The organism is Pseudomonas sp. V88_4 (genome assembly GCF_029967985.1).
In the GTDB taxonomy this organism is placed as follows: domain Bacteria; phylum Pseudomonadota; class Gammaproteobacteria; order Pseudomonadales; family Pseudomonadaceae; genus Aquipseudomonas; species Aquipseudomonas glycinae.
Window position 1 is genome coordinate 80,867 of the sequence record NZ_JASCAF010000031.1, and the last position, 21,753, is coordinate 102,619.

Annotated in this window: 25 protein-coding genes; 10 read left to right on the top strand and 15 right to left on the bottom strand. The window is 59.8% G+C overall.

Translation table 11 applies throughout. The features are described from left to right. Positions 1-43: 43 nt before the first annotated feature. Together QLG12_RS10175 and QLG12_RS10180 are read left to right on the top strand one after the other, a co-directional pair. The gene (locus QLG12_RS10175) at positions 44-1,327 is read left to right on the top strand and encodes an FAD-binding oxidoreductase (RefSeq protein WP_197871131.1); all 1,284 of its coding nucleotides are present in this window, start codon (positions 44-46) and stop codon (positions 1,325-1,327) included. A 205-nt stretch (positions 1,328-1,532) separates the two neighbouring features. Continuing rightward, positions 1,533-2,081, top strand: a complete 549-nt coding sequence (locus QLG12_RS10180; RefSeq protein ID WP_007957093.1) for a cupin domain-containing protein — start codon at positions 1,533-1,535, stop codon at positions 2,079-2,081. 97 nt (positions 2,082-2,178) lie between these two features. On the opposite strand, the gene QLG12_RS10185 is transcribed toward QLG12_RS10180, so the two are convergent. The 4 genes from QLG12_RS10185 to QLG12_RS10200 form a co-directional block, all read right to left on the bottom strand. After that, positions 2,179-2,751, bottom strand: coding sequence for a hypothetical protein (locus QLG12_RS10185; protein ID WP_282474419.1), 573 nt, complete (start codon positions 2,749-2,751; stop codon positions 2,179-2,181). A gap of 3 nt (positions 2,752-2,754) precedes the next feature. Continuing rightward, positions 2,755-3,708, bottom strand: a complete 954-nt coding sequence (locus tag QLG12_RS10190) for a DUF2971 domain-containing protein (RefSeq protein WP_282474420.1) — start codon at positions 3,706-3,708, stop codon at positions 2,755-2,757. 113 nt (positions 3,709-3,821) lie between these two features. Continuing rightward, the gene (locus QLG12_RS10195) at positions 3,822-4,184 is read right to left on the bottom strand and encodes a hypothetical protein (protein ID WP_169429849.1); all 363 of its coding nucleotides are present in this window, start codon (positions 4,182-4,184) and stop codon (positions 3,822-3,824) included. A gap of 256 nt (positions 4,185-4,440) precedes the next feature. Then, positions 4,441-4,722 (bottom strand): fructose-bisphosphate aldolase, encoded by a 282-nt coding sequence (locus tag QLG12_RS10200; RefSeq protein WP_169429850.1) that lies wholly within the window; start codon positions 4,720-4,722, stop codon positions 4,441-4,443. A 589-nt stretch (positions 4,723-5,311) separates the two neighbouring features. Here QLG12_RS10200 and QLG12_RS10205 point away from each other — a divergent pair. The 5 genes from QLG12_RS10205 to QLG12_RS10225 all read left to right on the top strand — a co-directional run bounded on the left by QLG12_RS10205 (position 5,312) and on the right by QLG12_RS10225 (position 8,298). Continuing rightward, entirely contained in the window at positions 5,312-5,737 is a 426-nt protein-coding gene (locus tag QLG12_RS10205) for a hypothetical protein (RefSeq protein WP_007957073.1), read from the top strand. A gap of 62 nt (positions 5,738-5,799) precedes the next feature. Further along, a complete protein-coding gene (locus QLG12_RS10210; RefSeq protein WP_282474421.1) occupies positions 5,800-6,213 on the top strand; it encodes a hypothetical protein in 414 nt (137 codons plus the stop codon). Positions 6,214-6,411: 198 nt separating this feature from the next. Beyond that, positions 6,412-6,801 (top strand): hypothetical protein, encoded by a 390-nt coding sequence (locus QLG12_RS10215; RefSeq protein ID WP_282474422.1) that lies wholly within the window; start codon positions 6,412-6,414, stop codon positions 6,799-6,801. A 15-nt stretch (positions 6,802-6,816) separates the two neighbouring features. Next, on the top strand, positions 6,817-7,239 hold the full coding sequence (locus QLG12_RS10220; RefSeq protein ID WP_064382327.1) for an HD domain-containing protein: 423 nt from the start codon (positions 6,817-6,819) through the stop codon (positions 7,237-7,239). Between the two features lie 39 nt (positions 7,240-7,278). After that, positions 7,279-8,298 (top strand): AbrB family transcriptional regulator, encoded by a 1,020-nt coding sequence (locus QLG12_RS10225; protein ID WP_282474423.1) that lies wholly within the window; start codon positions 7,279-7,281, stop codon positions 8,296-8,298. Between the two features lie 30 nt (positions 8,299-8,328). On the opposite strand, the gene QLG12_RS10230 is transcribed toward QLG12_RS10225, so the two are convergent. Then, positions 8,329-8,919: a hypothetical protein gene (locus QLG12_RS10230; RefSeq protein ID WP_282474424.1), complete on the bottom strand. Its 591-nt coding sequence runs from the start codon at positions 8,917-8,919 to the stop codon at positions 8,329-8,331. Between the two features lie 184 nt (positions 8,920-9,103). On the opposite strand from QLG12_RS10230, the gene QLG12_RS10235 reads away from it, so the two are divergent. Then, positions 9,104-9,544, top strand: coding sequence for a YMGG-like glycine zipper-containing protein (locus tag QLG12_RS10235; protein WP_197871143.1), 441 nt, complete (start codon positions 9,104-9,106; stop codon positions 9,542-9,544). On the opposite strand, the gene QLG12_RS10240 is transcribed toward QLG12_RS10235, so the two are convergent. From QLG12_RS10240 to QLG12_RS10250, 3 genes are read right to left on the bottom strand one after another with little or no spacing between them, the layout of a single operon-like run. Further along, entirely contained in the window at positions 9,529-10,554 is a 1,026-nt protein-coding gene (locus QLG12_RS10240; protein WP_197871145.1) for a DUF2955 domain-containing protein, read from the bottom strand. The genes QLG12_RS10235 and QLG12_RS10240 overlap by 16 nt on opposite strands. Then, the gene (locus QLG12_RS10245; RefSeq protein WP_282474425.1) at positions 10,544-11,641 is read right to left on the bottom strand and encodes an HlyD family secretion protein; all 1,098 of its coding nucleotides are present in this window, start codon (positions 11,639-11,641) and stop codon (positions 10,544-10,546) included. The genes QLG12_RS10240 and QLG12_RS10245 overlap by 11 nt, the downstream gene beginning before the upstream one ends. Then, entirely contained in the window at positions 11,634-13,187 is a 1,554-nt protein-coding gene (locus QLG12_RS10250; RefSeq protein ID WP_282474426.1) for a TolC family protein, read from the bottom strand. The genes QLG12_RS10245 and QLG12_RS10250 overlap by 8 nt, the downstream gene beginning before the upstream one ends. Positions 13,188-13,317: 130 nt before the next feature. Here QLG12_RS10250 and QLG12_RS10255 point away from each other — a divergent pair, with 130 nt between their 5' ends. Further along, positions 13,318-13,833, top strand: a complete 516-nt coding sequence (locus QLG12_RS10255) for a transporter suffix domain-containing protein (RefSeq protein ID WP_085748294.1) — start codon at positions 13,318-13,320, stop codon at positions 13,831-13,833. Positions 13,834-14,101: 268 nt separating this feature from the next. After that, positions 14,102-14,887, top strand: coding sequence for a DeoR/GlpR family DNA-binding transcription regulator (locus QLG12_RS10260; protein ID WP_197871151.1), 786 nt, complete (start codon positions 14,102-14,104; stop codon positions 14,885-14,887). Between the two features lie 177 nt (positions 14,888-15,064). On the opposite strand, the gene QLG12_RS10265 is transcribed toward QLG12_RS10260, so the two are convergent. From QLG12_RS10265 to fdhD, 7 genes are all read right to left on the bottom strand, one after another. Then, positions 15,065-16,348 carry an FAD-binding oxidoreductase gene (locus QLG12_RS10265; RefSeq protein ID WP_282474427.1) on the bottom strand — a complete coding sequence of 428 codons (1,284 nt, stop codon included), beginning with the start codon at positions 16,346-16,348 and terminating at the stop codon, positions 15,065-15,067. Positions 16,349-16,491: 143 nt separating this feature from the next. After that, positions 16,492-17,856, bottom strand: a complete 1,365-nt coding sequence (locus QLG12_RS10270; RefSeq protein ID WP_236194566.1) for a glutamine synthetase family protein — start codon at positions 17,854-17,856, stop codon at positions 16,492-16,494. Positions 17,857-18,279: 423 nt separating this feature from the next. Further along, positions 18,280-19,623, bottom strand: coding sequence for a chromate efflux transporter (chrA, locus tag QLG12_RS10275; protein ID WP_282474428.1), 1,344 nt, complete (start codon positions 19,621-19,623; stop codon positions 18,280-18,282). Positions 19,624-19,694: 71 nt separating this feature from the next. Further along, positions 19,695-20,156 (bottom strand): molybdopterin synthase catalytic subunit MoaE, encoded by a 462-nt coding sequence (gene moaE / locus QLG12_RS10280; protein WP_197871159.1) that lies wholly within the window; start codon positions 20,154-20,156, stop codon positions 19,695-19,697. A gap of 3 nt (positions 20,157-20,159) precedes the next feature. After that, positions 20,160-20,411, bottom strand: a complete 252-nt coding sequence (locus QLG12_RS10285; protein ID WP_007957033.1) for a MoaD/ThiS family protein — start codon at positions 20,409-20,411, stop codon at positions 20,160-20,162. Then, a complete protein-coding gene (gene moaC, locus QLG12_RS10290) occupies positions 20,408-20,893 on the bottom strand; it encodes a cyclic pyranopterin monophosphate synthase MoaC (RefSeq protein ID WP_197871161.1) in 486 nt (161 codons plus the stop codon). The genes QLG12_RS10285 and moaC overlap by 4 nt, the downstream gene beginning before the upstream one ends. Further along, a complete protein-coding gene (fdhD, locus tag QLG12_RS10295; RefSeq protein WP_282474429.1) occupies positions 20,890-21,732 on the bottom strand; it encodes a formate dehydrogenase accessory sulfurtransferase FdhD in 843 nt (280 codons plus the stop codon). The genes moaC and fdhD overlap by 4 nt, the downstream gene beginning before the upstream one ends. Between the last annotated feature and the right edge of the window lie 21 nt (positions 21,733-21,753).

The window sequence follows — 21,753 nt, forward strand, 5'->3', positions numbered from 1 at the left end:
AACGGCGGGCGCCGGTTTGGCCGGCGTCCCTCGGAGAACAATAATGAAACAACAACACGTCAACAGTTATTACGCCGCCACCCGCAACGAAGTGATCGATTTCCCGATCCTCGAAGAGTCGGTGGAGTGCGATGTCTGCATCATCGGCGCCGGCTACACTGGCCTGTCTTCGGCGCTGTTCCTGACCGAAGCCGGCTACAAGGTGACGGTGCTCGAAGCGGCGAAAGTCGGCTACGGCGCCAGCGGTCGCAATGGCGGCCAATTGGTCAACTCCTACAGCCGCGACGTCGACGTGATCGAAGAGCGCTACGGCGACAAGACTGCTGAAATCCTCGGCAGCATGATCTTCGAAGGCGCCGACATCATCCGTTCGCGCATCAAGGAATACGACATCAAATGCGACTATCGCCCGGGCGGTATCTTCGCGGCGATGAACAACAAACAGCTCAAGGGCCTCGCCGAACAAAAGCGGAGCTGGGAACGTTACGGCAATAAAAACCTGAAGATGCTCGACGCCGCTGACATTCGCCGCGAAGTCGGCTCGGACGCCTACGTCGGCGGTCTGCTGGACATGCAGGGCGGCCACATCCACCCGCTGAACCTGGCCCTCGGTGAAGCCGCGGCCATCGTGCGTCTGGGCGGCAAGATCTACGAGCAATCCGCTGCGGTGGAAATCAAATACGGCGAACCCAACGTCGTACGCACCGCCAAAGGCCAGGTCCGCGCCAAGTACCTGCTGATCGCCGGCAACGCCTACCTGCCGCAAGGCCTCGACAACCGCGTGACCGCCAAGAGCATGCCGTGCGGCTCGCAGATCTGCGTCACCGAACCGCTGACCGAGAAACAGGCCCGCAGCCTGATCACCAACAACTATTGCGTCGAAGACTGCAACTACCTGCTCGACTACTACCGCCTCACCGCCGACAACCGTCTGCTCTACGGCGGCGGCGTGGTTTACGGCGCCCGCGAACCGGACGACATTGAAACCCTGATTCGCCCGAAGATCCTCAAGACCTTCCCGCAGCTCAAGGACGTGAAAATCGACTACCGCTGGACCGGCAATTTCCTGCTGACCATGTCGCGCATGCCGCAATTCGGCCGCATCGAGAAAAATGCCTACTACATGCAGGGCTACAGCGGCCACGGCGTCACCTGCTCGCACCTGGCCGGCAAACTGATCTCGGAAATGATCCGCGGCGACGCCGAACGCTTCGACGCCTTCGCCTCCCTGCCACACATGCCGATGATCGGCGGCCGCACCTTCTCCGCGCCGCTGACCGCCCTCGGCGCCGTGTATTACTCGCTGCGTGACCGTTTCGGCATCTGATTAACCTCCCCGGCGGTGGCCCCAAAAAGGGCGCCGCCGGCTTTTTCATGTGCCGTCCATCGAACCTGCTGAGCAACACCGACAAACGTGATTTAATAGCCGCCTTTCACGGTTCCGGGACACGGGAGCAACGTGATCCGCGCGACCTGCGCGGCACCCGCCACCCACCCCCATCGCCCTTAAGTCGTTCTCACATAAGGCTGTCATGGATACGGGTTCTCGACTCAAACTAGTACGCGAAAGCTACAAACTCTCCCAGCGCGAGCTGGCCCGGCGTAGCGGCGTGACCAATGCCACCATCTCCCTGATCGAACAGAATCGTGTCAGTCCCTCCGTCAGCTCACTGAAAAAGCTGCTCGAAGGCATCCCGATGTCCCTGGCCGACTTCTTTACCTTCGACCAGCCGCCCCGCGAACACCAATACGTCTTCCGCGCCAACGAACAACCCGACCTCGGCCGCCACGGCCTGCGCCTGCTGCTGATCGGCGCCTCCGTGCCAAGCCGCCAGATGCGCTTGCTGCGCGAGCAATACGCACCGGGCGCGAGTTCCGGGGAAGAGCCGATTGTTCACTCGGAAGGCGAAGAGTGTGGGTTGGTGACGCGCGGCACGGTCGAGTTGACGGTGGATGGGCAGGTGAGCGTGTTGAGTGCGGGGGATGGGTATTATTTTCCGACCACGCTGCCGCATAAGTTCCGGAATATCGGGGCGGATGAGGCGGAGATTATTAGTGCGAATACGCCGGCGAATTTTTGAGTTCTTAAATTTGTAGTAAAAATCTCCCAATGGAGAAGCGAGTTTGACCGAAGGGGCTTGGTTGTTGATGCCCATCGGTCAAGTTCGCCTGCATAATTCAGGAGATTGGCTGTTTTTCGAAAAGCGTTCGTACTATTTGCTTGCAGTTCTCTAACGCCCAAGTCCACTGTCCGTAATTGGGTGCTCTACCATCCCACCATTCTGCGTAAAACGTAATCTCCCTCAGCTTGTCCAGGTTTTTAGCCTCTTCATCCGAAATGAGCCCTCTGGTGAGACAAAGTGGAATTAACTTCGAGAGACTTGGTGAATATCCGAATGTATGATCGGGTACCAGGCACACTAAACCTTGCCGCATCAGCATTCTCGATAGGACCAGAGTCATCCACTCGCTAAGTTCTACAGTCTTGAATAAGTCGTCTAGGGCTTTCGGATCGATAGCCTTTTTATGTGCTGCTTTTTTGATGGTGTTATTGACGTCGATTTTTAGTTTTTCAATCGCGAATCCATCTTTTCCAAACTTCACATTTGACAGATCCTTCCATATATATGGAAGGAAGGGGCTGAGTACAAAAAATACCAATAGAATTGAAAGCGGAGATTCGTTTTTTTCCACGGAAAAATAAATGTGCAGCGTGCTTATGAATATTACGGCTATTGAATATGCTCTCATGTTCTATATTGTTTCTACATGGGTTTTGTTTTGGGGGGCTTGAACCAGAAAAGGCTGCATTTTATATTCGTTCCTGGAAGGCGCCATCTGATAAACGGGGATATTTTTTTGTTTTGCAATCCAAGCCAGTTTTTTGGCCGCTTTATTACTGATCTTGGCTCCAAGATAAATTGCGATCGGAGCCGGTACGTCGAGCAATTCTGCGGGTTTTTGTGACCTGTTGGTAAGGATTATTCGCCACTCTTTTTCATATTTCCAATCTAGGCATTTTTGGAGTGCGCCACCAATAACAAATAATTCGTTGAATGTGTCGACTTTTCTGCCCCATATTTGGTTGGATACATCGTATAAGTTGTTCTCGTAAAATACAGGCCATAATGATCGTCGAATGAGGTTGTCAGTTGGTAGCGTGGTAAAGTCATATTCCATCGCGAATCCTTTGTGATCATCTCCATAGTGTGCCCACATTGGCAGGCTATCGATGCTTTCGCACAAGGAGCAAATATTGCAAGCGTCTTGGAGGCTTGAACTTAACCGTTGAATGGGTTCGTGGAAAGGAGCGCTAAACATTTTTTTCATTTGTTCCTTATCCTTGTCGGCAAGGGAAGGCTCAAATTCTCGTACTATGTCAGCAAAGCAGTCGTCAATATCGACGGCCTGTCTTAATCTAGTTGCTCGTTCTTCCGTGAACTGGTGGAATGAATGAAGTGATTTTATTAATACTTCAATTTGATGAGGGCTGCCAAACGTCAGAGTACAGTCAAATGGGTCGTTGAAAGTTATTGCCTTTGCGCAATATAGAGTGTCAGTTTTTAAGTTTTCAACAGATAGTTTTCCAAATTTTCTGAATTTGAATAGCGTTTTTGGAATATGTGGTTCTTTTAATCTTTCTGCCTTTAGTAGAGCGTCAGGACTATCATATTCTTCTGAGATGATTTTCTTCAGGTCGTCGTGCACAGATGGTTTCCAGGTCCGCAGAAAAGGTGACACGCAGAAAAAGCGCAGAAAAGGTGACAGATTTATTTATGTAGTGTTTTATAGGTCTGTCACCTTTAAGTTTCGCACTTTAACTACCATGTAAGGCTTTTGTTTTTGGCTTCAAAATTTTTCTTATACATCATCCATATGGTGCTGTAATTACACATGTCAATTTTCTCGCAGTAGTCATGAATCACTGCGTTCATTATTTTTCGATCTGTGGCTTTAGTCGCTTCTTTGAAGGAGTCAAGATTCTTCTTTTCCATCATGCGAAGAGTGCTTTCCTGACACATGTCGATTTTTTCGCAGTAGTCCTTCCTCACCGTTGCGGTGATGGAATCAATGACCTGTTGTTTCTGTGCTTCTGAACCGTCGAAATCCATCGGATTGAGAATTGTCGCGGCGGAACAAGAAAATGAGCTGAAGAATGTGAGAATGCAGAGCAGTTTTTTCATGGAGATATCCTTTCCTCGTCTACTGTTGCCGTGATCGTCGCTGATCAGGATCGAAGATCCTCAGTACACCGATCAATTGCCGGATGTCAGAGTGCCACTAAGTTTTTGTCAGTGGAAGACGTTCAGACCAAAGTCGCTAGCCGGCGGAGCCGCAGCCGATTTTGCGACTGAGTTTCTACTCCGCCCCATCCAAGGGACTAAAAAACCGCGGTATCGCGGTTTTTTATGGTTTCAAAGGGAGGGGAGAACGCTTGGGTCAGGATTCAATTGCTCGTTGCCCAATTACCCGAAATACATCCCTCACGTCCTGCACCAGGATTCTCGCGATCGTGGTGATGGTGCTGATGTCGTGTTCGGAATGGTCGGGGAGGCTGGTGCACGCCATGAGATCTAAATACTTGAGGACTGCCTCGAGGCGTTCGGATGCGCAGGCATGTAGGTCACTTAAGGGGGCTTCGGCATTAATCAGCAGGACAGGGTGATCCGAAGCCGGATAGGACATGTCAACGCAGTGGTAGAGCGGTTTTTTGTTCGTCATGGTGCTAATCCTTTTAATGAGAAGAATTGCCACCGTCCTGCTGCGAAACAAAATGGGTGGCAGCTATGCGCGGGTTCGCAGACCGGAGGACTAACACCAAGACCCGGCAGACCCGAAGGTCTCCCACGCACAACCGCCATAAAATTTGCGCAGCCGGGAGTCGGCCGTGCCAGACGGAACAGGGTGTCAATCTTAAGGGCTGCGAAACCCTATCGCCAAATTCGTTCGGCGACAGACCCACTCTAGGCACCTACTCCCACCGTCGCAATCAGCCTGTAGGACGTGAAATCACCACGTGTGGCCAGCGATTTTGCTCCCAGTTGGCGGCGCAATCGGCGTAAATCAATGGCTGCAGCGTGTCAGGAAAAAATGACTCGCCATGTTTCGACCCACTTCGCAGCCCCGCAAGAACAAGCTCCCTCACCACGCGGAGCAATTTCCTACGGCGTTTTCAGATCAAAAAATCCCTCACACATTCCAGCCCCGGAACTTTCCCCAAAACCGATGTCAATTTGATGGCGTGTCGCGACGCTCATTCATCGGCTCAAGCAGTGCCAGGCTGGTTCCTGGTCAACCATGGAAGTGTGTGATGAGACTATTACTCGCAATGTTGTTGATGTTCAGCGGCTACAGCTTTGCCAGTTGCGGCAACATTGATGACCACGATCAGCGTGCCTATTGCAATGCAAGGGAGAGCGGCAGCAGTTGCGGCAACATCGACAATCACGATCTGCGGGCGGCGTGTAACGCGGAGCAGGGCGGCAGTTCCTGCGGCAATATTGACGACCATGACCAGCGCGCCTACTGCAACGCCAAACAGAGCGGCAGCAGTTGCGGCAACATCGATGATCATGACCTGCGTGCGCGGTGCAACGCGGAGCAGGGTGGCAGTTCCTGCGGCAACATTGATGACCACGACCAGCGCGCCTACTGCAATGCTACGACGGGCGGCAGCAGTTGCGGGAATATCGACAACCATGATTTGCGTACGCGGTGTGAGGCCATGAAGCGTTGATCTGGTTTTGATTGCGTTACCCAGTGCCAGGCTGTTTCCCGGCAAGCTCAAGGAAGTGTGAGATGAAACTGATTCTTGCGATGTTGTTGCTGTTCAGCGGCTACGTTTCCGCCAGTTGCTCCAGCATCAGTGATCACGACAAACGCAGTTACTGCCAGGCCAGGGAGGAAGGCAGCAGCTGTTCTTCCATCGGCGACCACGACATGCGTTCGGCCTGCGAGGCGGAGAAAGGCAGTTCGTGTTCAAGCATTGGCGATCATGACCAGCGCGCTTATTGCGAAGCCAAAAAGGGCAGCAGCTGTTCCTCTATCGGCGATCACGACCTGCGCGCGGCCTGTGAAGCGGAGAAGGGCAGTTCATGTTCAAGCATTGGTGATCATGACCAGCGGGCGTTTTGTGAAGCGAAAAAGGGCAGTAGTTGTTCGTCAATTGGCGATCATGATCTGCGCAGTCAGTGTGAAGCCATGAAGCGCTGAATCCACTCGCCGTTGAGAACAAAAAGGGACACCCATCGGTGTCCCTTTTTTGTGGCCGACTGAAACGGATTTCCCGGACCACCCAGTCAATCTTTTCACTTGCCACGCCCCGGCTCATCACCAAAGGTTCCCCCCACCAGCACCACGACGTAGACTGCGAAACAAGTTGTAACGCCTCTCCCACGGACGGAACCGCGCATGATTCAAATCGGCAGCCGCAACAACGCCCCCACGCCGCAGCACAAGACCCAGGACATCTACATCTTCAGCATCGACCTGTCCCGCCCGGCAACGCCGTTTTGCTTCGAGCAATCGATTGGCGGTGGGCATGTCGAGCAGGGTGGTGCGCGGTGGTTGGCGCTGGATGAGCTGGATGGTTGGCCCGGTGAGTGGCGTGAGCATTTGAAGAAGTCCTGTTGTGCCTGGGTGGCCGAATTGATGGACGCGCATTCGGGGGAGAGTCAGGCTGATCTGGTCTCGCTGATCCTTCAGCGCTATGCCGAGCCGGCGCAGCCCACCGGGCGTTTGCAGGCGATTGGGCGCTGGTTCAAGCGCCACTTCTATATTGGCGGCCGGTACGGCGTCTGACCCGAGGAACCCCCCATGACTCAGACACTGGAACGCGCCATCGCGATTGCCGCCACGGCCCACGCGGGGCAGGTGGACAAGGGCGGTGCGCCGTATATTTTGCATCCGCTGAAGGTCATGTTGCGCATGAGCAGCCTGGAAGAGCGCATCGTCGCGGTGTTGCACGATGTGGTCGAGGACTGCGGCATCAGCCTGGAGGATTTGCGCAAGGAAGGTTTCAGCGAAGCCGTTTTGTCGGCCATCGAATCGGTGACCAAAGTGCCCGGCGAATCCTACGAGGACTTCGTCGAGCGCGCGGCGCAGAACCCGATCGGGCGGGTGGTGAAGCTGGCGGATCTGGAAGAGAACAGCGACCTGTCGCGGATTGCCTCGCCGAGCTGGGAGGATCTGGAGCGGATCGAAAAATATCGGCGGGCGATTGGACGGTTGCGCGCCTGACCTAACTGAAAAGCACCTTGAATAGCCAGGAAGGCGACCATGAAATCCATTCTGTGTTTGTTGATTGCTGCCGGCTTCGGCGCAGTGTTGCAGTTCGAAGGCGTGCCCCACGGTTTGCTGCTGGGCTCTATTCTTGTGACGGCACTGGTCGTCACCAAATTCAAATTCGCGCCAGCGACGCCCTATGGACTGGGCTACATCCAGGTCACGCTGGGCATCGCTACCGGGTTGATGTTTGAAGCGTGGGACAGTGCGACCGTCTCCACGATGTTGCCGAGCCTCGGCGTCTTGCTGTTGTGCCTGGCAGTGCAAGTGGCGCTGGCCGCCTGGTGGCTGTCGCGCGGTGCGGGGTGGAATCGCACGGATGCCTTGCTGGCCGTGTATCCGGGCGCGCTGGCGGCGGTGTTCGATTTGCTGGAATCGCATCAGGCGTCGAGCAAGGTGATCATCGTGCACTTGATGCGCCTGCTGCTGATCACGGTGCTGGTGAGTTTGCTGATTCCCGGAACGGCATCGGTTGCGGTGGCCGAGGTCGATACACTGTCGACGGGCATGGCGCTGACAGTATTGTCGGTGATTGGTTTGAGCGTGGTGGTCGGGCGTTTGTTGCTGGCCGTTGGCGTGCCGGCGCCGTTCATGTTGACGGCAATCATCATCACCGCCGTGTTTGTGAAATCAGGATGGCTGCAGGGCTTTCACATGCCGGACTGGAGCCTGAATCTGGCGGCGCTGATTCTCGGTGTGCGGATCGGCTCCCGTTTTCAGGGATTGGGCCTCGCGGAACTGGGACGTCATGGCCGCACGGCGTTGGTATCGGTGGGTTTGATGATTCTGGTCGCGGCGGTTTTTGCATTGGCGGCGGCACGGTTGCTGGGCAGCGATGCGTTGTCGCTGTGGCTGGCGTACATGCCGGGGGCGATTGAAACCATCGCGATTGTGGCGTTCGCCGGCGGGTTGAATGTGGTGTTTATCCTCACTCACCATCTGGCGCGGATGGTGGTGTTGCACTTCGCGCCGGCGTTGTTGGTGCAGGTTCGGCGGGTGCGGGAAGACGTCTGACCGGAGACGTGAATGGCTTTCCTTCTGGGTTCAACATTCGTCGGCATACATCAGCGTCAACTGCTCGATCCACTCGGTAGGGGCTTGGAATCTTGCAAAGTACGCTTGTTTCTCAGCGTCACCGAGTCGGATGAAATACGGAAGAAAGTAGTTGTCGTTATAGAAACCCTGCGTGCCCTGCATATTGCCGCCCCACCACGACGCGGGGTAACCGTCGAAGGCGATCCAGGGCGGAGGCACGCAAAAGGTCTGATTTCCAAGGCTACTCAGAAACTCGACGCTGTTGGTCAAGATACGAATGGTCAGCGCGTTGAACTCGGTGGTGGAGGGGAAGTAAATCAACAGCTCCTGCTTCGTGACATCTTCGTATTCAAAAATGGTCAGGTCTTTGAATCTGCGCTCGTCGATCTTTTGGAAATGTGATTCCACCAGTCGCTGAAACTTGCAAAGGTCATCGGCGACCATCAGAAGGGAGATGTAATAAGCATTGATCCCGGACGCTTCTACAGATGCCACCGTCGATAGTTTCGGCAGGCTGGCGCTTGGTAACGGTAAGGCGAATCGGGTCTTGAGTGCTTTCTCGCTGTAACCGGCAAAAAGCTTTCGGCTTGCGGGTTTCACGAAAGCCTTGATTCGGCTAAGTAGATTCATCGGGATGGGGGACACAAAGAGATTGGCGTGCCGGGATGGTACCCAACAAGCGGGGTGCGAACCATTGATGCGTTCGCCCGGAGTTGTGAACCCCGTGAACTACACTCCCAGATTACCCCGCCCCACAGGCAACCCCGCCGCGTCGGAGGTCATCATGTTCCGCCATTCACTGTTCATCGCAGCGTGCCTGTGCGCCACACAGGCCAGCGCTGAATCCGTCGTCCCGCTCAAGGGCCAGACTTCCCAGCAAACCCAGATCGACATCAACGAATGCCATTCCATCGCGTCCACCTCAACCACGTCGACACCCCAGGCCGGCGGTCGGTTGAAGGGCGCCGCAGTGGGAGCCGCTGCCGGCGCCACCGCCGCTGAAGTGCGCGGTCGTCAGCACGACGAGTTCTACGAAGCCGTGGGCGATGACCGCAAGCAGGATTATCGCCAGAACCGAGCCAAAGACACGGCTGCCGCCGGTGCGGTAGTCGGCGGTGCGCGGCAGCGGCAGGATCGGCGCGAGCAGCGGCGGACCGATGCTTCAGCCAGTTCAAGCGCCTACACTGGTTGCCTGCAAGGGCGGGGTTATCAGGTCACACCCTGACGGCTTTCCCGGTGCGCGACGAGCAGGTGCATCATCACGCCGCTGTAGAGTGTTACCAGAATGAACAACCCCATGCGCACCGCGAACGCGGTGTAGACGTCCTTGCCCGCTGCACTGTCCTCCACCGACTGGCCGAGCAGGATGATCATGGTGATCAGGGTGTTGAGCCAGAACCCCGGGGTGAGTTGCGTCGGGTGCAACCGATAGAGTTTGCGCGCCACGAACAACCCGAACAGCAGCATCCACAGAAAGAACATCCACAGGTGCACGAACAGACTCAACGCACACCAGAACAGCACCGCCAGCAGCCCGCCGAGCAAGGTCGAGCCGAGCAGTTCGCGCCCGGCGTGATGCGTGCGGGTGGTGGTGCTTTGCTGGCCGAGGCTGACGGCTTTGAGGATGATCGGCAGGTAGCTGGCCGGGTCGATCAGCACCAGCAGGAAGGTCGGCAGTACGATCAATGTTGCGCGCATCGCTACGCGGGGCACGTCTTCGGCGGGCAGGGCGGGAGCAGGTGGTGGCGCGGGGCTGTTGGCCGGTTCCGGGAACAGGACGTGGCTCAGGCCGACGATGATGACGGCCAGCAACAGGCCTTTGACCAGCGCGCCGATCACTGCCATCGCCAGCTCGAACGAAGCGAAACCGGCGGCGGAGATCATGGTCATGCCGATCACCAGAAAGGTCATGATCAGCACGTTGCCGCCGCGCAAGCCGTAAGTGAACACCAGAAACAGCCCGACACCGATCAGCAGCACGCCGCATACCGGGTAATAACGCAGCAACGGCACCAGCAACAGCCCGAGACTGGTGGTGAACGCCGCGACCAACGTTAGCACCAGCGCCATTTTGACTGGCAACGGCCGAGGCATGCTGGCCAGCAGCAACACCGCGAGCACCGGCGACAGGAACGACAGCGGCAGAGCGAGGCCGTAACTGGCGGCGGTGCACAACGCCGTGCCGCACGCCAGGCGCAAGGCCCGTTGCGCCGGGACGCTGCGCTTAATAGGCATACGACAGCCAACTCATCAACCAGACAAACATCCGCCCGAGTGGATTGAGCAGATTGCCCTCGCTCGGAAACGCCATGACCTCCGCCTGCCCGCCGGCGCGAATCGACCGACTCTCGAACAGACGCTTTTTCGCCTCTTCGCTGAACTCGATGATCACCGGAAAACGCTGCGCCGGACGCAGCCAGTCGCGGCTGTTCTGAATCGTCGGCAGGGTGCCGGGCGGCGGCGTCTGGCCGACGCTGACGCCATAACCGACGCTGCGCACCCGGCCGTCGAGCACTTCGCCGGGCAGGGCGTCGAGGATGATCGACACCGGCGTGCCGGGCTTGATCCGGCCGAGGTTGTTCTCGGTGAGGTCAGCGCTGACCCACACATCCTGGATCGTGATCAGCGTCATCACCGGACTGCCGACAGCGGCGAACTGGCCGACATCGGTACGCAGGTCGGTGATCAGTCCCGCCGAGCGCGCGCCGATGCGGGTGTTGGCCAGATCCAGTTCGGCCTTCGCCAGTGTGGCGGCAGCGCTGAGCAGTTTGGCGTTGGTGTCGGTGTTGCCGCCTTCCTGCTCCTGCGCACGCAGCACTTCGGCTCGCGCGGCGGCGACCTGGCTGACCGCGGCCTCGTGGTTGGCCCGGGACACTTCCAGCAGCCGAACCGAAACCGTGCCCGGATCTTCTTTGTACAAGCCTTCAAGCCGTCGATTGTCCTGGCGCGTTTTGAGTTCATTGGCTTGCGCGGCACGCAACGATGCCTGGGCCGACGCGATGCCGGCGGTGCTGGCGCCGACCGTGCGCCGGGTGTTTTCCAGATCGGCGCGGGCCCGGTCGACGGCGATTTGCAGCGGTTGTGGATCAAGCTCGAAGAGGATATCGCCGGCCTGCACGTCCTGATTGTTGCGCACATTGACCTTGATCACCCGCCCCGCGACTTCCGCCGCCACCGGGATCACGAACGCGCCGACCCGCGCCTGCTGGGTATAAGGCGTAAAGCGGTCGGCCAGCAGATACCAGACCAGGCTCAGCACAATCACCAGCAGCACCCAGCGGATGCCTTTTTTCGCCGGATCCGGCGGCGCTTCATCACTCATGGCGGTCTACCTGCGAGGGAATCGGATAGGTTGGTTGGGGCGGCGGGGCGCTCAGCAGATCGCCCCAGTCGGTGCGTTGCTGCATTTGCTGCCGGGTCGTTGAATCAATCTGCGGCCCGGCGCTTTGCCAGCCGCCGCCCACGGCGCGGTAAAGCGCGATCAGGTTGCTCACGGCGTTGCTGCGGCTGACCAGATAGTTGTCCTGTAGCTCCAGCAGCGCACGCTGGGCGTCGAGCACCCGCTGAAAATCCGAATAGCCTTCGCGATATTGGGTGTTGGCCAGCACCAGCGAGCGCCGCGCCGCACCTTCGGCCTCGGCGAGAATACGCTCGCGTTCCAGCGCTTTGGTCAGGCCGCTGGCGGCATCGTCGGCCTCTCGGGCAGCCTGGCGGACTTTGTCGCGATAGGCCTCGATCAGTTGCTGCAAGCGCGCATCCTGCACGCGGATGTTGTTGTGGATGCGGCCGTAGTCGAACAGGTTCCAGCGCAGGCTCGGGCCGCCGATCAGGTCGAGGCTGCGCGGGGTGGCGCCGAGGGTGTCGCTGGACCAGACAATGCTGCCGAGCAAGGTCAGCGAGGGATACAGATCGGTTTCCGCCACGCCGACCAGCGCCGATTGCGCGGCCACGTTCAGCTCCGCCGCGCGCACATCGGGGCGGCGCAGCAGCAGGTTGGCCGGGACATCCTGCAACACGGCGCGATCCACCAGTGGAATCAGCCCCGGTTGTTCCGCCAGAAACGCCGCGCCACCGGGCGGCTGGCCGACCAGCACCGCCAGCGCATTGCGGGTACGCAGCAACTGATCTTCGAACGCCGGAATGCTGCTCAGGGTGCCGAGGTATTGGGTCCTGGCCTGTTGCAGGTCGAGTTCGGCGGTCTGGCCGCTGCGAAAGAGTTTTTCGGTGATTTCGAAATTGCGTTTTTGCTGGGCGGCGTTTTCCCGGGCGACTCGCAGCCGGGCTTCGGTGGTGCGCAGGGCAAAGTAGGTGTCCGCCACTTGCGCGCGCAGCAGCACGAGGGCGTCTTCGTAGTTAGCCTGGGCGGCGAAGTAGCTGGCGTCGGCGGATTCGATGGCACGGCTGAAGCGGCCCCAGAAATCCAGTTCCCAGCCGACATCGAACGCGGCGCTGTGCTGCCAAAAGTGCAAGTCCTGGGGGTTGTTGCCGCCGGACTGGTGGCGGTCGATGTACAGGCTGTCGGCGCTGGCCTGTTGCAGTTGCGGATAGCGACCGCTGTCGGCGATGCCCAGTTGCGCGCGGGCTTCAAGGACCCGCAGGCCGGCGATTTTCAGGCTGCTGTTGCGGGCTTCGGCGTCGCTGATCAAGCGGTCGAGCACTGGATCGGCAAACACCTGCCACCACTGGCGCATATCCGGCACCGTCCCGCGTTCGCTGGCCTGCTCCAGCGCCGGGCTTTGCCACCGCTGGCTCCACGCCTCCGCCGGCGGGTGGAAATCCGGGCCCAGCCGCAGGCAGCCGCCAAGGCTCAGCGCACCGAGCAGCAGCAGGTGGCCGGGACGGATCAGCAGGGCTGGCGTTGCAGGCATACCGGAAGGCCCCAGCGGGAAATGTCACTGGAGCATAGACCGCAGATTGCGGGTTGTTGGAAGCAATCAGCTGCTACGCTTTTCAGGCGAACGCCACCGAACCCCGCCCCGGATAAAAAGGTAGGAAGCCATGGACACTGCTCAAGAACCACTTGCCCCCACCAGCGCCAGTTGGAGATTCAAGGTCGGCGTGGCAATCATCTGCCTGATGCTCGGTTCGTGGCTGATGGTGCCGATTGCCGCCGCCCTCGACGTGCCGGGCTCGAAAGTCGCGGCGCTGACCGGGGTGTTGTTCATCAGCAATAAAGTGCTGTTGCTGCTGGTGATTGCGGTGATGGGCAAGGCCGGGTTCGCCGAACTCAAGCGCACGATCGGCCACTATATCTCCGGCGTGATTCCGACCCCGGTGGCTGAAGTCAGCCCGCTGCGCCACAAGATAGGCGTTGTGATGTTCTGCCTGCCGCTGCTGTCGTCCTTTCTGGAACCGTATTTCGACAACTTCTTTCCCGGCGTACGGCCCAACCTCTGGCAGATGCAGGCGCTGGGCGACTTGATGTTCGTCGGCAGCTTTTTCGTGCTGGGCGGCAATTTCTGGGACAAGGTGCATGCGCTGTTCGTGCGCAAGGCGCGGGTGGTTGCGGAATGACCGCCGATCGAGCATTGATTTCGATCAGGCATGCCCGAGCGCGATGGCAAACGATACGACGACCATGCAGGCAAATGCGAAATTGAGGTTCATGGGGTATTCATCCTGGTCCTTTTGAAAGTGGGGCCATTCTGCTGGGGCGGGGTGAAAAGAAAAAATTCGGCTTCGTGATTCCAATGATCGAAGCCATTGATACCTGCGTTGTGTTTACCGACCGGCTTGGCTAATCTCGCCAAACCTGCAACGACAAGCACAAACAGGCAAAACCATGCACGATCATTCCGCATCCGAGCTTCCCTCCCTGCGCCGGCAGAAAATCCTTCTGATCCTCGAACGAGACGGCAAGGTCATGGCGTCCGAGTTGAGCCAGCATTTTGCGGTGTCCGAAGACACCATCCGCCGCGATCTCGCCGAGCTGGACAACGCCGGGCTGATACAGCGAGTGCACGGCGGCGCGCTGCCGAGGCCCAAGGACACCGGCAAGGATTACTTCACCCGGCTGGACGAGATCGACGAGGTGAAGATTCGTCTGGCGCAATTGGCGGCGCAGCAGGTCAGGAACGGGCAGACGGTGATGTTCGACTCGGGTTCCACCTCGTTGCAGGTGGCGCGCTCGTTGCCCAGGGACATCAGCCTCACGGCGGTCACAGCATCGCCGATGACGGCGATCGCGTTGTCCGAATACCCGGGCATCAAAGTGATTCTGGCGGGCGGGCAGCTCAATCCGAAAACCATGGCCGCCGGCGGTCATGAGGCGCTGCGGCTGCTGTCGGGGATCAAGGCGGATCTGGCGATCACCGGGGTCTGCGCGATTCATCCGGAGGTGGGCATCACCTCGCTGCATTTCGATGAAGTGCCGGTCAAGCAGGCGCTGCTCGACTGTGCTGCGCGGGTGATTGCCGTGACCACGGCGGACAAGCTCGGCGCGGTAGAACCGTTTGTGGTGGCGCCGTGCGAGCGCTTGCACACGCTGATCACCGAGCGGCATGTGGCGTCGGGGAGTGTCGAGGATTATCGGCGGTTGGGAATTGAGGTTGAGCAACTGCAGGATTGAGTTTTGTGGTGAATTTAAAGGCCTCTTCGCGAGCAAGCTCGCTCCCACAGTGTCCGAGGCGTACTCAAAACGCAGGTACACCCCAAACCCTGTGGGAGCTGCGGTGCGACGATTCGACTTGCCCGCGAAGAGGCCAGTCGATCCAATGCATAAACTGGCACGCGGTCGAGGAATCAATCAGCGCAATTTTTCCAGCATCTGGTAGTACCACATGCCCGCCGCCAGCATCGGATTCCCCAGCAGATCCCCCATCGGCACGCGAATGTGCGAGCACGCGGCAAACGTGTCGAACTGCTGCATCTGGCCGGTGATCGCCCGGCTCATGATTTCGCCCATGATGTGGGTCGTGGCGATGCCGTGGCCGGAGTAGCCCTGGCAATACCAGACGTTGTCCGAGAGCTTGCCCAGTTGCGGAATGCGGTTGATGACGATGCCCATCGCGCAGCTCCACTGATAGTCGATCTTCACCCCTTTGAGCGCCGGGAAGGTCTGTTCGATACACGGGCGCAGTTCGCCGGCGATGTCCCGTGAATCCTTGCCGCTGTAGTTGGCGCCGCCGCCGAACAGCAGGCGGCCATCGGCGGTGAGGCGGTAGTAGTCGAGGACGAAGCGGCAGTCGTAGACGGCGAGGTCTTCAGGGTTGATTTGTCTGGCCAGATCCCCCAGCGGTTCGGTGGTGACGATGCCGCCCATGGCCGGGAAGATTTTGCCCTTGAGCTGGCCCGGCTCGAGTTTGTGGTAGACGTCGCCCGCCAGCAGCACCTGATTGGCGTCGATCCGGCCGTGGGCGGTGCGCACGCCAGGGCTGTCGCCGTGAATGATCTCCAGCACTTCGCTGTTTTCGAAGATCAGCGCACCGAGGCTTTCCGCCGACCGCGCCTCGCCGATGCACAGGTTGAGCGGGTGCAGGTGCATGTTGCGGGTGTTCTTGATTGCGCCGTGATAGAGCTCGCTTTGCAGCAGATCGCGCACCTGGCTGCGGTCGAGCAGGCTGACTTCATCACCCATGCCGCGCCGCACGGCTTCATCGTAGTCGCTGCGCAAACCGGTCATGTGGCTTGGCTTGTACGCGGCGTGCAAGTGGCCGTGCTTGAGGTCGCAATCGATCGCGTATTTCTCGACCCGTTGCTGGATGATTTCGTGGCCACGCCAGCGCAGGTGCCAGATGAAATCATCGACCTCATCGCCCAAGGTGTTGCGCATCTGTTTGCGCATCGCGCCGTCGCCGGACAGGCTGCCGGTGACTTGCCCGCCATTGCGCCCGGTGGCGCCCCAGCCGATCTTGTGGCTTTCGACGATGGCGACTTTCAGGCCTTTCTCGGCCAGCTCGACGGCGGTGGCGACGCCGGTGAAACCGCCACCGATGATCACCACATCGACTTTGTGCCGACCTTGCAGGGTCGGGTAGTCAGTGTCGCGGTTGAGGGTGGCGGTGTAGTAGGAATTGCTGCGTTGAGTCATTTCAGTGTCCAGATTCGGGAGTCGGTGCACGGACCCTGTGGGAGCTGGCTTGCCAGCGATAGCGGAGGGTCAGTCAACAAAAATGCTAGATGTGCTGGCGCCATCGCTGGCAAGCCAGCTTCCACAGGTGCAGTGTTTGATCTTTAAGCTTCGGTCAGGTACCAGCGCCAGTCCTGCTCACCCACTTCGGCCATGAACTGCCGGTATTCCGCACGTTTCACTGCCAGATACACACCAAGAAATTCCTGTCCCAGCGCATCCCGTGCCCACGCCGAGTTTTCCAGCGCGGTCAGCGAGGTCAGCCAGTCGGTCGGCAGCAGCTCTTTCGCCTGCGCGTAACCGTTGCCTTGCACCGGCTCGCCTGGATCGATGTCTTCTTTTATCCCGCGATGAATGCCCGCCAGGATCGCCGCCGCTGCCAGATACGGGTTGGCATCGGCGCCGCAGATGCGGTGTTCGATGTGCCGGGTGTTGGCCGGGCCGCCGGGCACGCGCAGGCTGACGGTGCGATTGTCGACGCCCCAGGTCGGCGCCAGTGGCGCGTAACTGTTGGCCTGGAAACGCCGGTAGGAGTTGGCGTTCGGGCAGAACAGCAGCAGCGAATCGAGCAGGGAAGCGAGCATCCCGCCAATCGCCGTGCGCAGCAGCGGGGTGCCGGCCGGGTCCTCGGAGGCAAACAGATTGCGTCCCTCGGCGTCGGCGAGGCTGACGTGCATGTGCATGCCGGTGCCAGCCAGATGATCGAACGGCTTGGCCATGAACGTCGCCTGCATCCCGTGCTTGTGCGCCACGGCTTTGACCAGCCGTTTGTAGCGCACCGCCTGGTCCATCGCCTCCAGCGCATCGCCGTGTTCGAGGGTGATTTCCACCTGGCCCGGCGCGTATTCCGAGATCGCTGTGCGCGCCGGAATGCCGTGCAGTTTGCAGGCGCTGTAGAGGTCGGCGAGGAACGGTTCGATCTGTTCCAGCTCACGCAAACCGTAGACCTGCGTGTGTCTCGGTCGACCACCGTCGGCATCCAGCGCCGGTTGCGGGCGACCGTTGTGATCGCGTTTGGCGTCGAGCAGATAGAACTCCAGCTCGCAGGCCATTACCGGGTGGTATCCCTCGGCTTTCAAACGGTCGATGACCTTGATCAACAGGTGACGCGGGTCGGCAATGCTCGCCGGCATGCCCTGTTCCGGATGCATGCTGACCTGCACCGCAGCGGTCGGAATCTGCCGCCACGGCAGGCGTACCAGACTGCCCTCCAACGGATAGGCGCGGCAGTCAATGTCGCCGACGTCCCACACCAAGCCTGAGTTTTCCACGTCTTCGCCATGCACGGTCAGGCCGAGGATGGTGCTCGGCAGCGGGCGGCCGCTTTCGTACACGGCGAGCAGTTCTTCGCGGTGCAACAACTTGCCGCGGGGCACACCGTTGGCGTCGAGGATGAACAGCTCGATCATGTCGATGTCGGGGTTCTGTTCGAGAAAGTGACGGGCGTCTTCAATGGCTGCGAATTTCATAATCAATCACTCACGATGGCGCCGCACAGGCGCGCAGATTCGGGCCGGACGCAGCGCGGCAAAAGGCGCGGGCGTCCTGGCAGGGATATCGAAAAAAAGGGGGAGCTGTCGCGGTTTTTATCGGCGCGATCAGACGGGCAGGCAGATATCCGGCGGGCGTGCGGAGTGACGCAGCTTGGAACGGCTCAGGGCCATTGGGAGATTGACGATGCGATTCATGCGCGGCTCCTGTGAAGGAGGGCGCACAGTGCAGAGACGTTCAACGATTCTGATTGTTGGAGTGACGTGCTCATGACGCGTGTTTCCGTTGGCGGAAAACGTCGGCGGCGGGAGCGTCCCGCCATGCCGGTGTGGCTGGATAGTAAGGGGGAATCCCCGGACAAGTAAACGCCTGTTTCCGCAAGCGGTGGCGTGCCCCCCGGTTCAGCGCAGCAGGTAAAACCCCAGCCCGACGAGGGCGCAAACGATCAACGCCTCGATTACCCCGCGCTTGAAAAAGAACAGGGCGAGGGCGGCCATGAGGGCCAGCACGATCGAGAACACATCGGGCTGACCGGCAAAGCCGTTGGGCCAGAACACGTGGTAAGCAAAGAAACACGCCAGATTGAGGATCACCCCGACCACCGCTGCGGTGATCGCGGTCAGTGGCGCAGTGAACTTCAGTTCGTTGTGCGTCGACTCCACCAACGGCCCGCCGGCGAGGATGAACAGGAACGAGGGCAGGAAGGTGAACCAGGTCACCAGCGTCGCGGCCAGCGCGCCGGCGGCGAACGCGTGTTCCGCGCCGAACGTCGGTTGCACGTAGGCGCCGACGAACCCGACAAACGCCACCACCATGATCAGCGGCCCCGGCGTGGTTTCGCCCAGGGCCAGACCGTCGATCATCTGCGTCGGCGTCAGCCAGCCGTAATGCCCGACCGCGCCCTGATACACGTAAGGCAGCACGGCGTAAGCGCCGCCGAAAGTGAGCAATGCCGCTTTGGTGAAGAACCAGCCCATCTGCGTGAAGGTGCCGCCCCAACCGAACAGCGCAGTCAGCAACGCCATCGGCAGGCACCACAGCAGCGCACCGATCAGCAGCAGACGCAGCAGCCTCGGCAATCGGAACCGCGCATGCTCGGGCGGCGGTGTGTCGTCATCGATCAGCGCCGGGCCGAAGGACTTTTCGCCGCCGCGATGGCCGCCGTTGCTGAACCGCTGCGGCGCCCAGCGTCCACCGAAATAGCCGATCAATGCTGCGCCGAGCACGATCAGCGGGAACGGCAGGTTGAAGGCAAAAATCGCCACGAACGCTGCCCCGGCGATCGCCCATAACCAACTGTTCTTCAACGCTCGCGAACCGATGCGATGGGCCGCGTGCAGCACAATCGCGGTCACCGCCGGTTTGATTCCGTAAAACACCCCGGCCACCGCCGGCACGTCGCCGAACGCGATGTAGACCCACGACAGAGCGATCAGAATCAGTAGCGAAGGCAATACAAACAGCGCTCCGGCCAATATGCCGCCAGGGGTTCGGTGCAGCAGCCAGCCGATGTAAGTCGCCAGTTGCTGGGCCTCCGGGCCGGGCAGCAACATGCAGTAGTTGAGCGCATGCAGGAAGCGCCGCTCGGAAATCCAGCGCCGACGCTCCACCAGTTCCTGATGCATGATCGCGATCTGCCCGGCGGGGCCGCCGAAGCCGATGCAGCCGAGTTTCAGCCAGAAAGGCCAGGCCTGGCGCAGGGTGATGGGTTGAGGACGGGGCAAGTCCTTTGGCGTTTGGCTCAAGTGTGGCTCCACGTTCGACTCGGCGGGAGCTGCTATCTAATCAGGCTTTTGTCGCATTCGACAGTACCCGGTCAGGCATGCGCCAGACTCCAGCGAAACGCCGCATTCTGATCACTCTCCCGCGCCTCGACCCAATGCGAACCCTCCGGCGTGGTCTCACGTTTCCAGAACGGCGCCCGGGTCTTGAGCACGTCCATGATGAACGCACAGGCCTCGAACGCCGCATGCCGATGCTTGCTGCTGACGCCAACGAACACGATTGGCTCGCTCACCGACAGCGCGCCAACCCGATGCACAATTTCCACCGCCAGCAAAGGCCAACGCTCGCGGGCCTGTTCGGCAATCTGCTCCAAGGCCTTCTCGGTCATGCCCGGATAATGCTCCAGAAACAGCTCGGTCACCGACTGCCCGACGTTCAGATCCCGCACATAACCAATGAAATTCACCACCGCGCCGATCCGTGGATTGCGCGCATGCAGGTCGGCAATCAACTGACCGGCATCGAAGCCTTTACGCTGGACTCGAACACCCATGCCTCAACCTCCCGTGACTGGCGGGAAAAACGCAATCTCGTCGAAATCCTCGATGGCCTGATCCGGCTGACACAGCTCCTGATTCACCGCGCACATCAGGTTGCCGGCGCCGAGCACTTCACGCCAGACATCGCCGCGCTGCATCAGCATCTGCCGCACGTCCTCGACACAGGCGAGGGTGTCGCTGGCCGGAATCTTTTCACCGCCCAGGTTGAGCCGGTCACGGTAGCTGGCGAAGTAGTTGATCAGAATCATTGCGGGTTCTCCCATTGAAAGTGGCCGGAGCGGCCGCCCTGTTTGCTCAGCAGGCGGATGTCGCCGATGACCATCGCCCGGTCCACCGCTTTGCACATGTCATAGATCGTCAAAGCGGCGACGCTGGCGGCGGTCAGGGCTTCGAGCTCGACGCCGGTCTGGCCGGTGAGGCGGCAGGTGCTGGTGATTTGCACACGGTCCGGTTCACAGGCCTTGAGCTCGACGTGGGTAGAGCTGAGCAACAGCGCATGACACAGCGGAATCAACTCGTGGGTGCGCTTGGCCGCCTGAATCCCGGCGATCCGCGCCACGGCGAACACATCGCCCTTGGGGTGGCCGTTGGACTGGATCATTTGCAGGGTTTCCGGGCGCATCTGCACCCAGGCCTGGGCGGTGGCTTCGCGGCGGGTGGCGGCTTTGTCGCTGACGTCGACCATGTTGGCGCGGCCCTGATCGTCGAGGTGGGTGAGGGTGTTGCTCATGCGGCGGGCTCCTGGATCGGGCTGTAGATTCGCGGGGCGTTGCGGTGCGGGACGTGGATCAGGTTCAGGTGGTGCTTGAGCGCCCAACGCACGGTCAGCGCGGTGGGGGCGGACAGGCTGACGAGGGTGCCAAGACGGGCGCGCACGGCTTTGTGGATCAGTTCGAGGCTGCAACGGCTGGTGACCACGACGAAGCCCTGACGCGCATCGAGACCTTCGAACTGCAAGGCGCCGATCAGCTTGTCGAGGGCGTTGTGGCGGCCGATGTCTTCGCGGCACAACAGCGCTTGGCCGTCGGCGTCGAAGTACAGCGCCGCGTGCAGGGCACCGCTGCTGCGGGCCAGTTGCTGGGCCTGCTCGATGCGCTGGCGGATGCCGTCGAAATGCGCGGCCGGTGGCAACGCTGTCGGCGTCAGGATCTCCAGTTGCGGCAGCGCCTGCTCAAGGGCTTCCACGCCGCAGAGGCCGCAGCCGCTGGTGCCCGCCATCTGCCGGCGATGATCCTTCAGGGCCCAGAACGCGCGGCTGGAAATCTGCACGTCGGCCTGGCAGGCCTGGTCGAAATGGGTCAGGCGGATGTCGTGGATATCGTCGAGGCGGTCGACAATGGCGTTGCTCAGGCTGAAGCCGCGAATGAAGTCCTCGATGTTGCCCGGCGAGACCATCATCACCGCCTGATTCAGGCCGTTGTAGCTGATGGCTAGCGCGATTTCGGCCGCCAGCGCCGCGTGGGACACCGGCGCGTCGTCGAGGTATTCGCGATAAGCCACTTGCGCCGGTTGTGGCGCGGGGGCGTTGGCGTCGCCCGGCTCGATGAGTTGTTCAACTTGGCACAGCATCCTGAAAATCCCCGAAGCGCT

What these genes read in the sequence shown, in the direction of transcription:
- QLG12_RS10180 (WP_007957093.1), top strand. Translation starts at nt 1,533, where the DNA reads ATGGATACGGGTTCTCGACTCAAACTAGTACGCGAAAGCTACAAACTC.
- moaE (WP_197871159.1), bottom strand. Translation starts at nt 20,156, where the DNA reads ATGGGTGTTCGAGTCCAGCGTAAAGGCTTCGATGCCGGTCAGTTGATT.
- QLG12_RS10185 (WP_282474419.1), bottom strand. Translation starts at nt 2,751, where the DNA reads ATGAGAGCATATTCAATAGCCGTAATATTCATAAGCACGCTGCACATT.
- QLG12_RS10270 (WP_236194566.1), bottom strand. Translation starts at nt 17,856, where the DNA reads ATGAAATTCGCAGCCATTGAAGACGCCCGTCACTTTCTCGAACAGAAC.
- fdhD (WP_282474429.1), bottom strand. Translation starts at nt 21,732, where the DNA reads ATGCTGTGCCAAGTTGAACAACTCATCGAGCCGGGCGACGCCAACGCC.
- QLG12_RS10210 (WP_282474421.1), top strand. Translation starts at nt 5,800, where the DNA reads ATGAAACTGATTCTTGCGATGTTGTTGCTGTTCAGCGGCTACGTTTCC.
- QLG12_RS10200 (WP_169429850.1), bottom strand. Translation starts at nt 4,722, where the DNA reads ATGACGAACAAAAAACCGCTCTACCACTGCGTTGACATGTCCTATCCG.
- moaC (WP_197871161.1), bottom strand. Translation starts at nt 20,893, where the DNA reads ATGAGCAACACCCTCACCCACCTCGACGATCAGGGCCGCGCCAACATG.
- QLG12_RS10285 (WP_007957033.1), bottom strand. Translation starts at nt 20,411, where the DNA reads ATGATTCTGATCAACTACTTCGCCAGCTACCGTGACCGGCTCAACCTG.
- QLG12_RS10240 (WP_197871145.1), bottom strand. Translation starts at nt 10,554, where the DNA reads ATGCCTATTAAGCGCAGCGTCCCGGCGCAACGGGCCTTGCGCCTGGCG.
- QLG12_RS10260 (WP_197871151.1), top strand. Translation starts at nt 14,102, where the DNA reads ATGCACGATCATTCCGCATCCGAGCTTCCCTCCCTGCGCCGGCAGAAA.
- QLG12_RS10235 (WP_197871143.1), top strand. Translation starts at nt 9,104, where the DNA reads ATGTTCCGCCATTCACTGTTCATCGCAGCGTGCCTGTGCGCCACACAG.
- QLG12_RS10245 (WP_282474425.1), bottom strand. Translation starts at nt 11,641, where the DNA reads ATGAGTGATGAAGCGCCGCCGGATCCGGCGAAAAAAGGCATCCGCTGG.
- QLG12_RS10215 (WP_282474422.1), top strand. Translation starts at nt 6,412, where the DNA reads ATGATTCAAATCGGCAGCCGCAACAACGCCCCCACGCCGCAGCACAAG.
- QLG12_RS10205 (WP_007957073.1), top strand. Translation starts at nt 5,312, where the DNA reads ATGAGACTATTACTCGCAATGTTGTTGATGTTCAGCGGCTACAGCTTT.
- QLG12_RS10175 (WP_197871131.1), top strand. Translation starts at nt 44, where the DNA reads ATGAAACAACAACACGTCAACAGTTATTACGCCGCCACCCGCAACGAA.
- QLG12_RS10250 (WP_282474426.1), bottom strand. Translation starts at nt 13,187, where the DNA reads ATGCCTGCAACGCCAGCCCTGCTGATCCGTCCCGGCCACCTGCTGCTG.
- QLG12_RS10225 (WP_282474423.1), top strand. Translation starts at nt 7,279, where the DNA reads ATGAAATCCATTCTGTGTTTGTTGATTGCTGCCGGCTTCGGCGCAGTG.
- QLG12_RS10195 (WP_169429849.1), bottom strand. Translation starts at nt 4,184, where the DNA reads ATGAAAAAACTGCTCTGCATTCTCACATTCTTCAGCTCATTTTCTTGT.
- QLG12_RS10265 (WP_282474427.1), bottom strand. Translation starts at nt 16,348, where the DNA reads ATGACTCAACGCAGCAATTCCTACTACACCGCCACCCTCAACCGCGAC.
- QLG12_RS10255 (WP_085748294.1), top strand. Translation starts at nt 13,318, where the DNA reads ATGGACACTGCTCAAGAACCACTTGCCCCCACCAGCGCCAGTTGGAGA.
- QLG12_RS10220 (WP_064382327.1), top strand. Translation starts at nt 6,817, where the DNA reads ATGACTCAGACACTGGAACGCGCCATCGCGATTGCCGCCACGGCCCAC.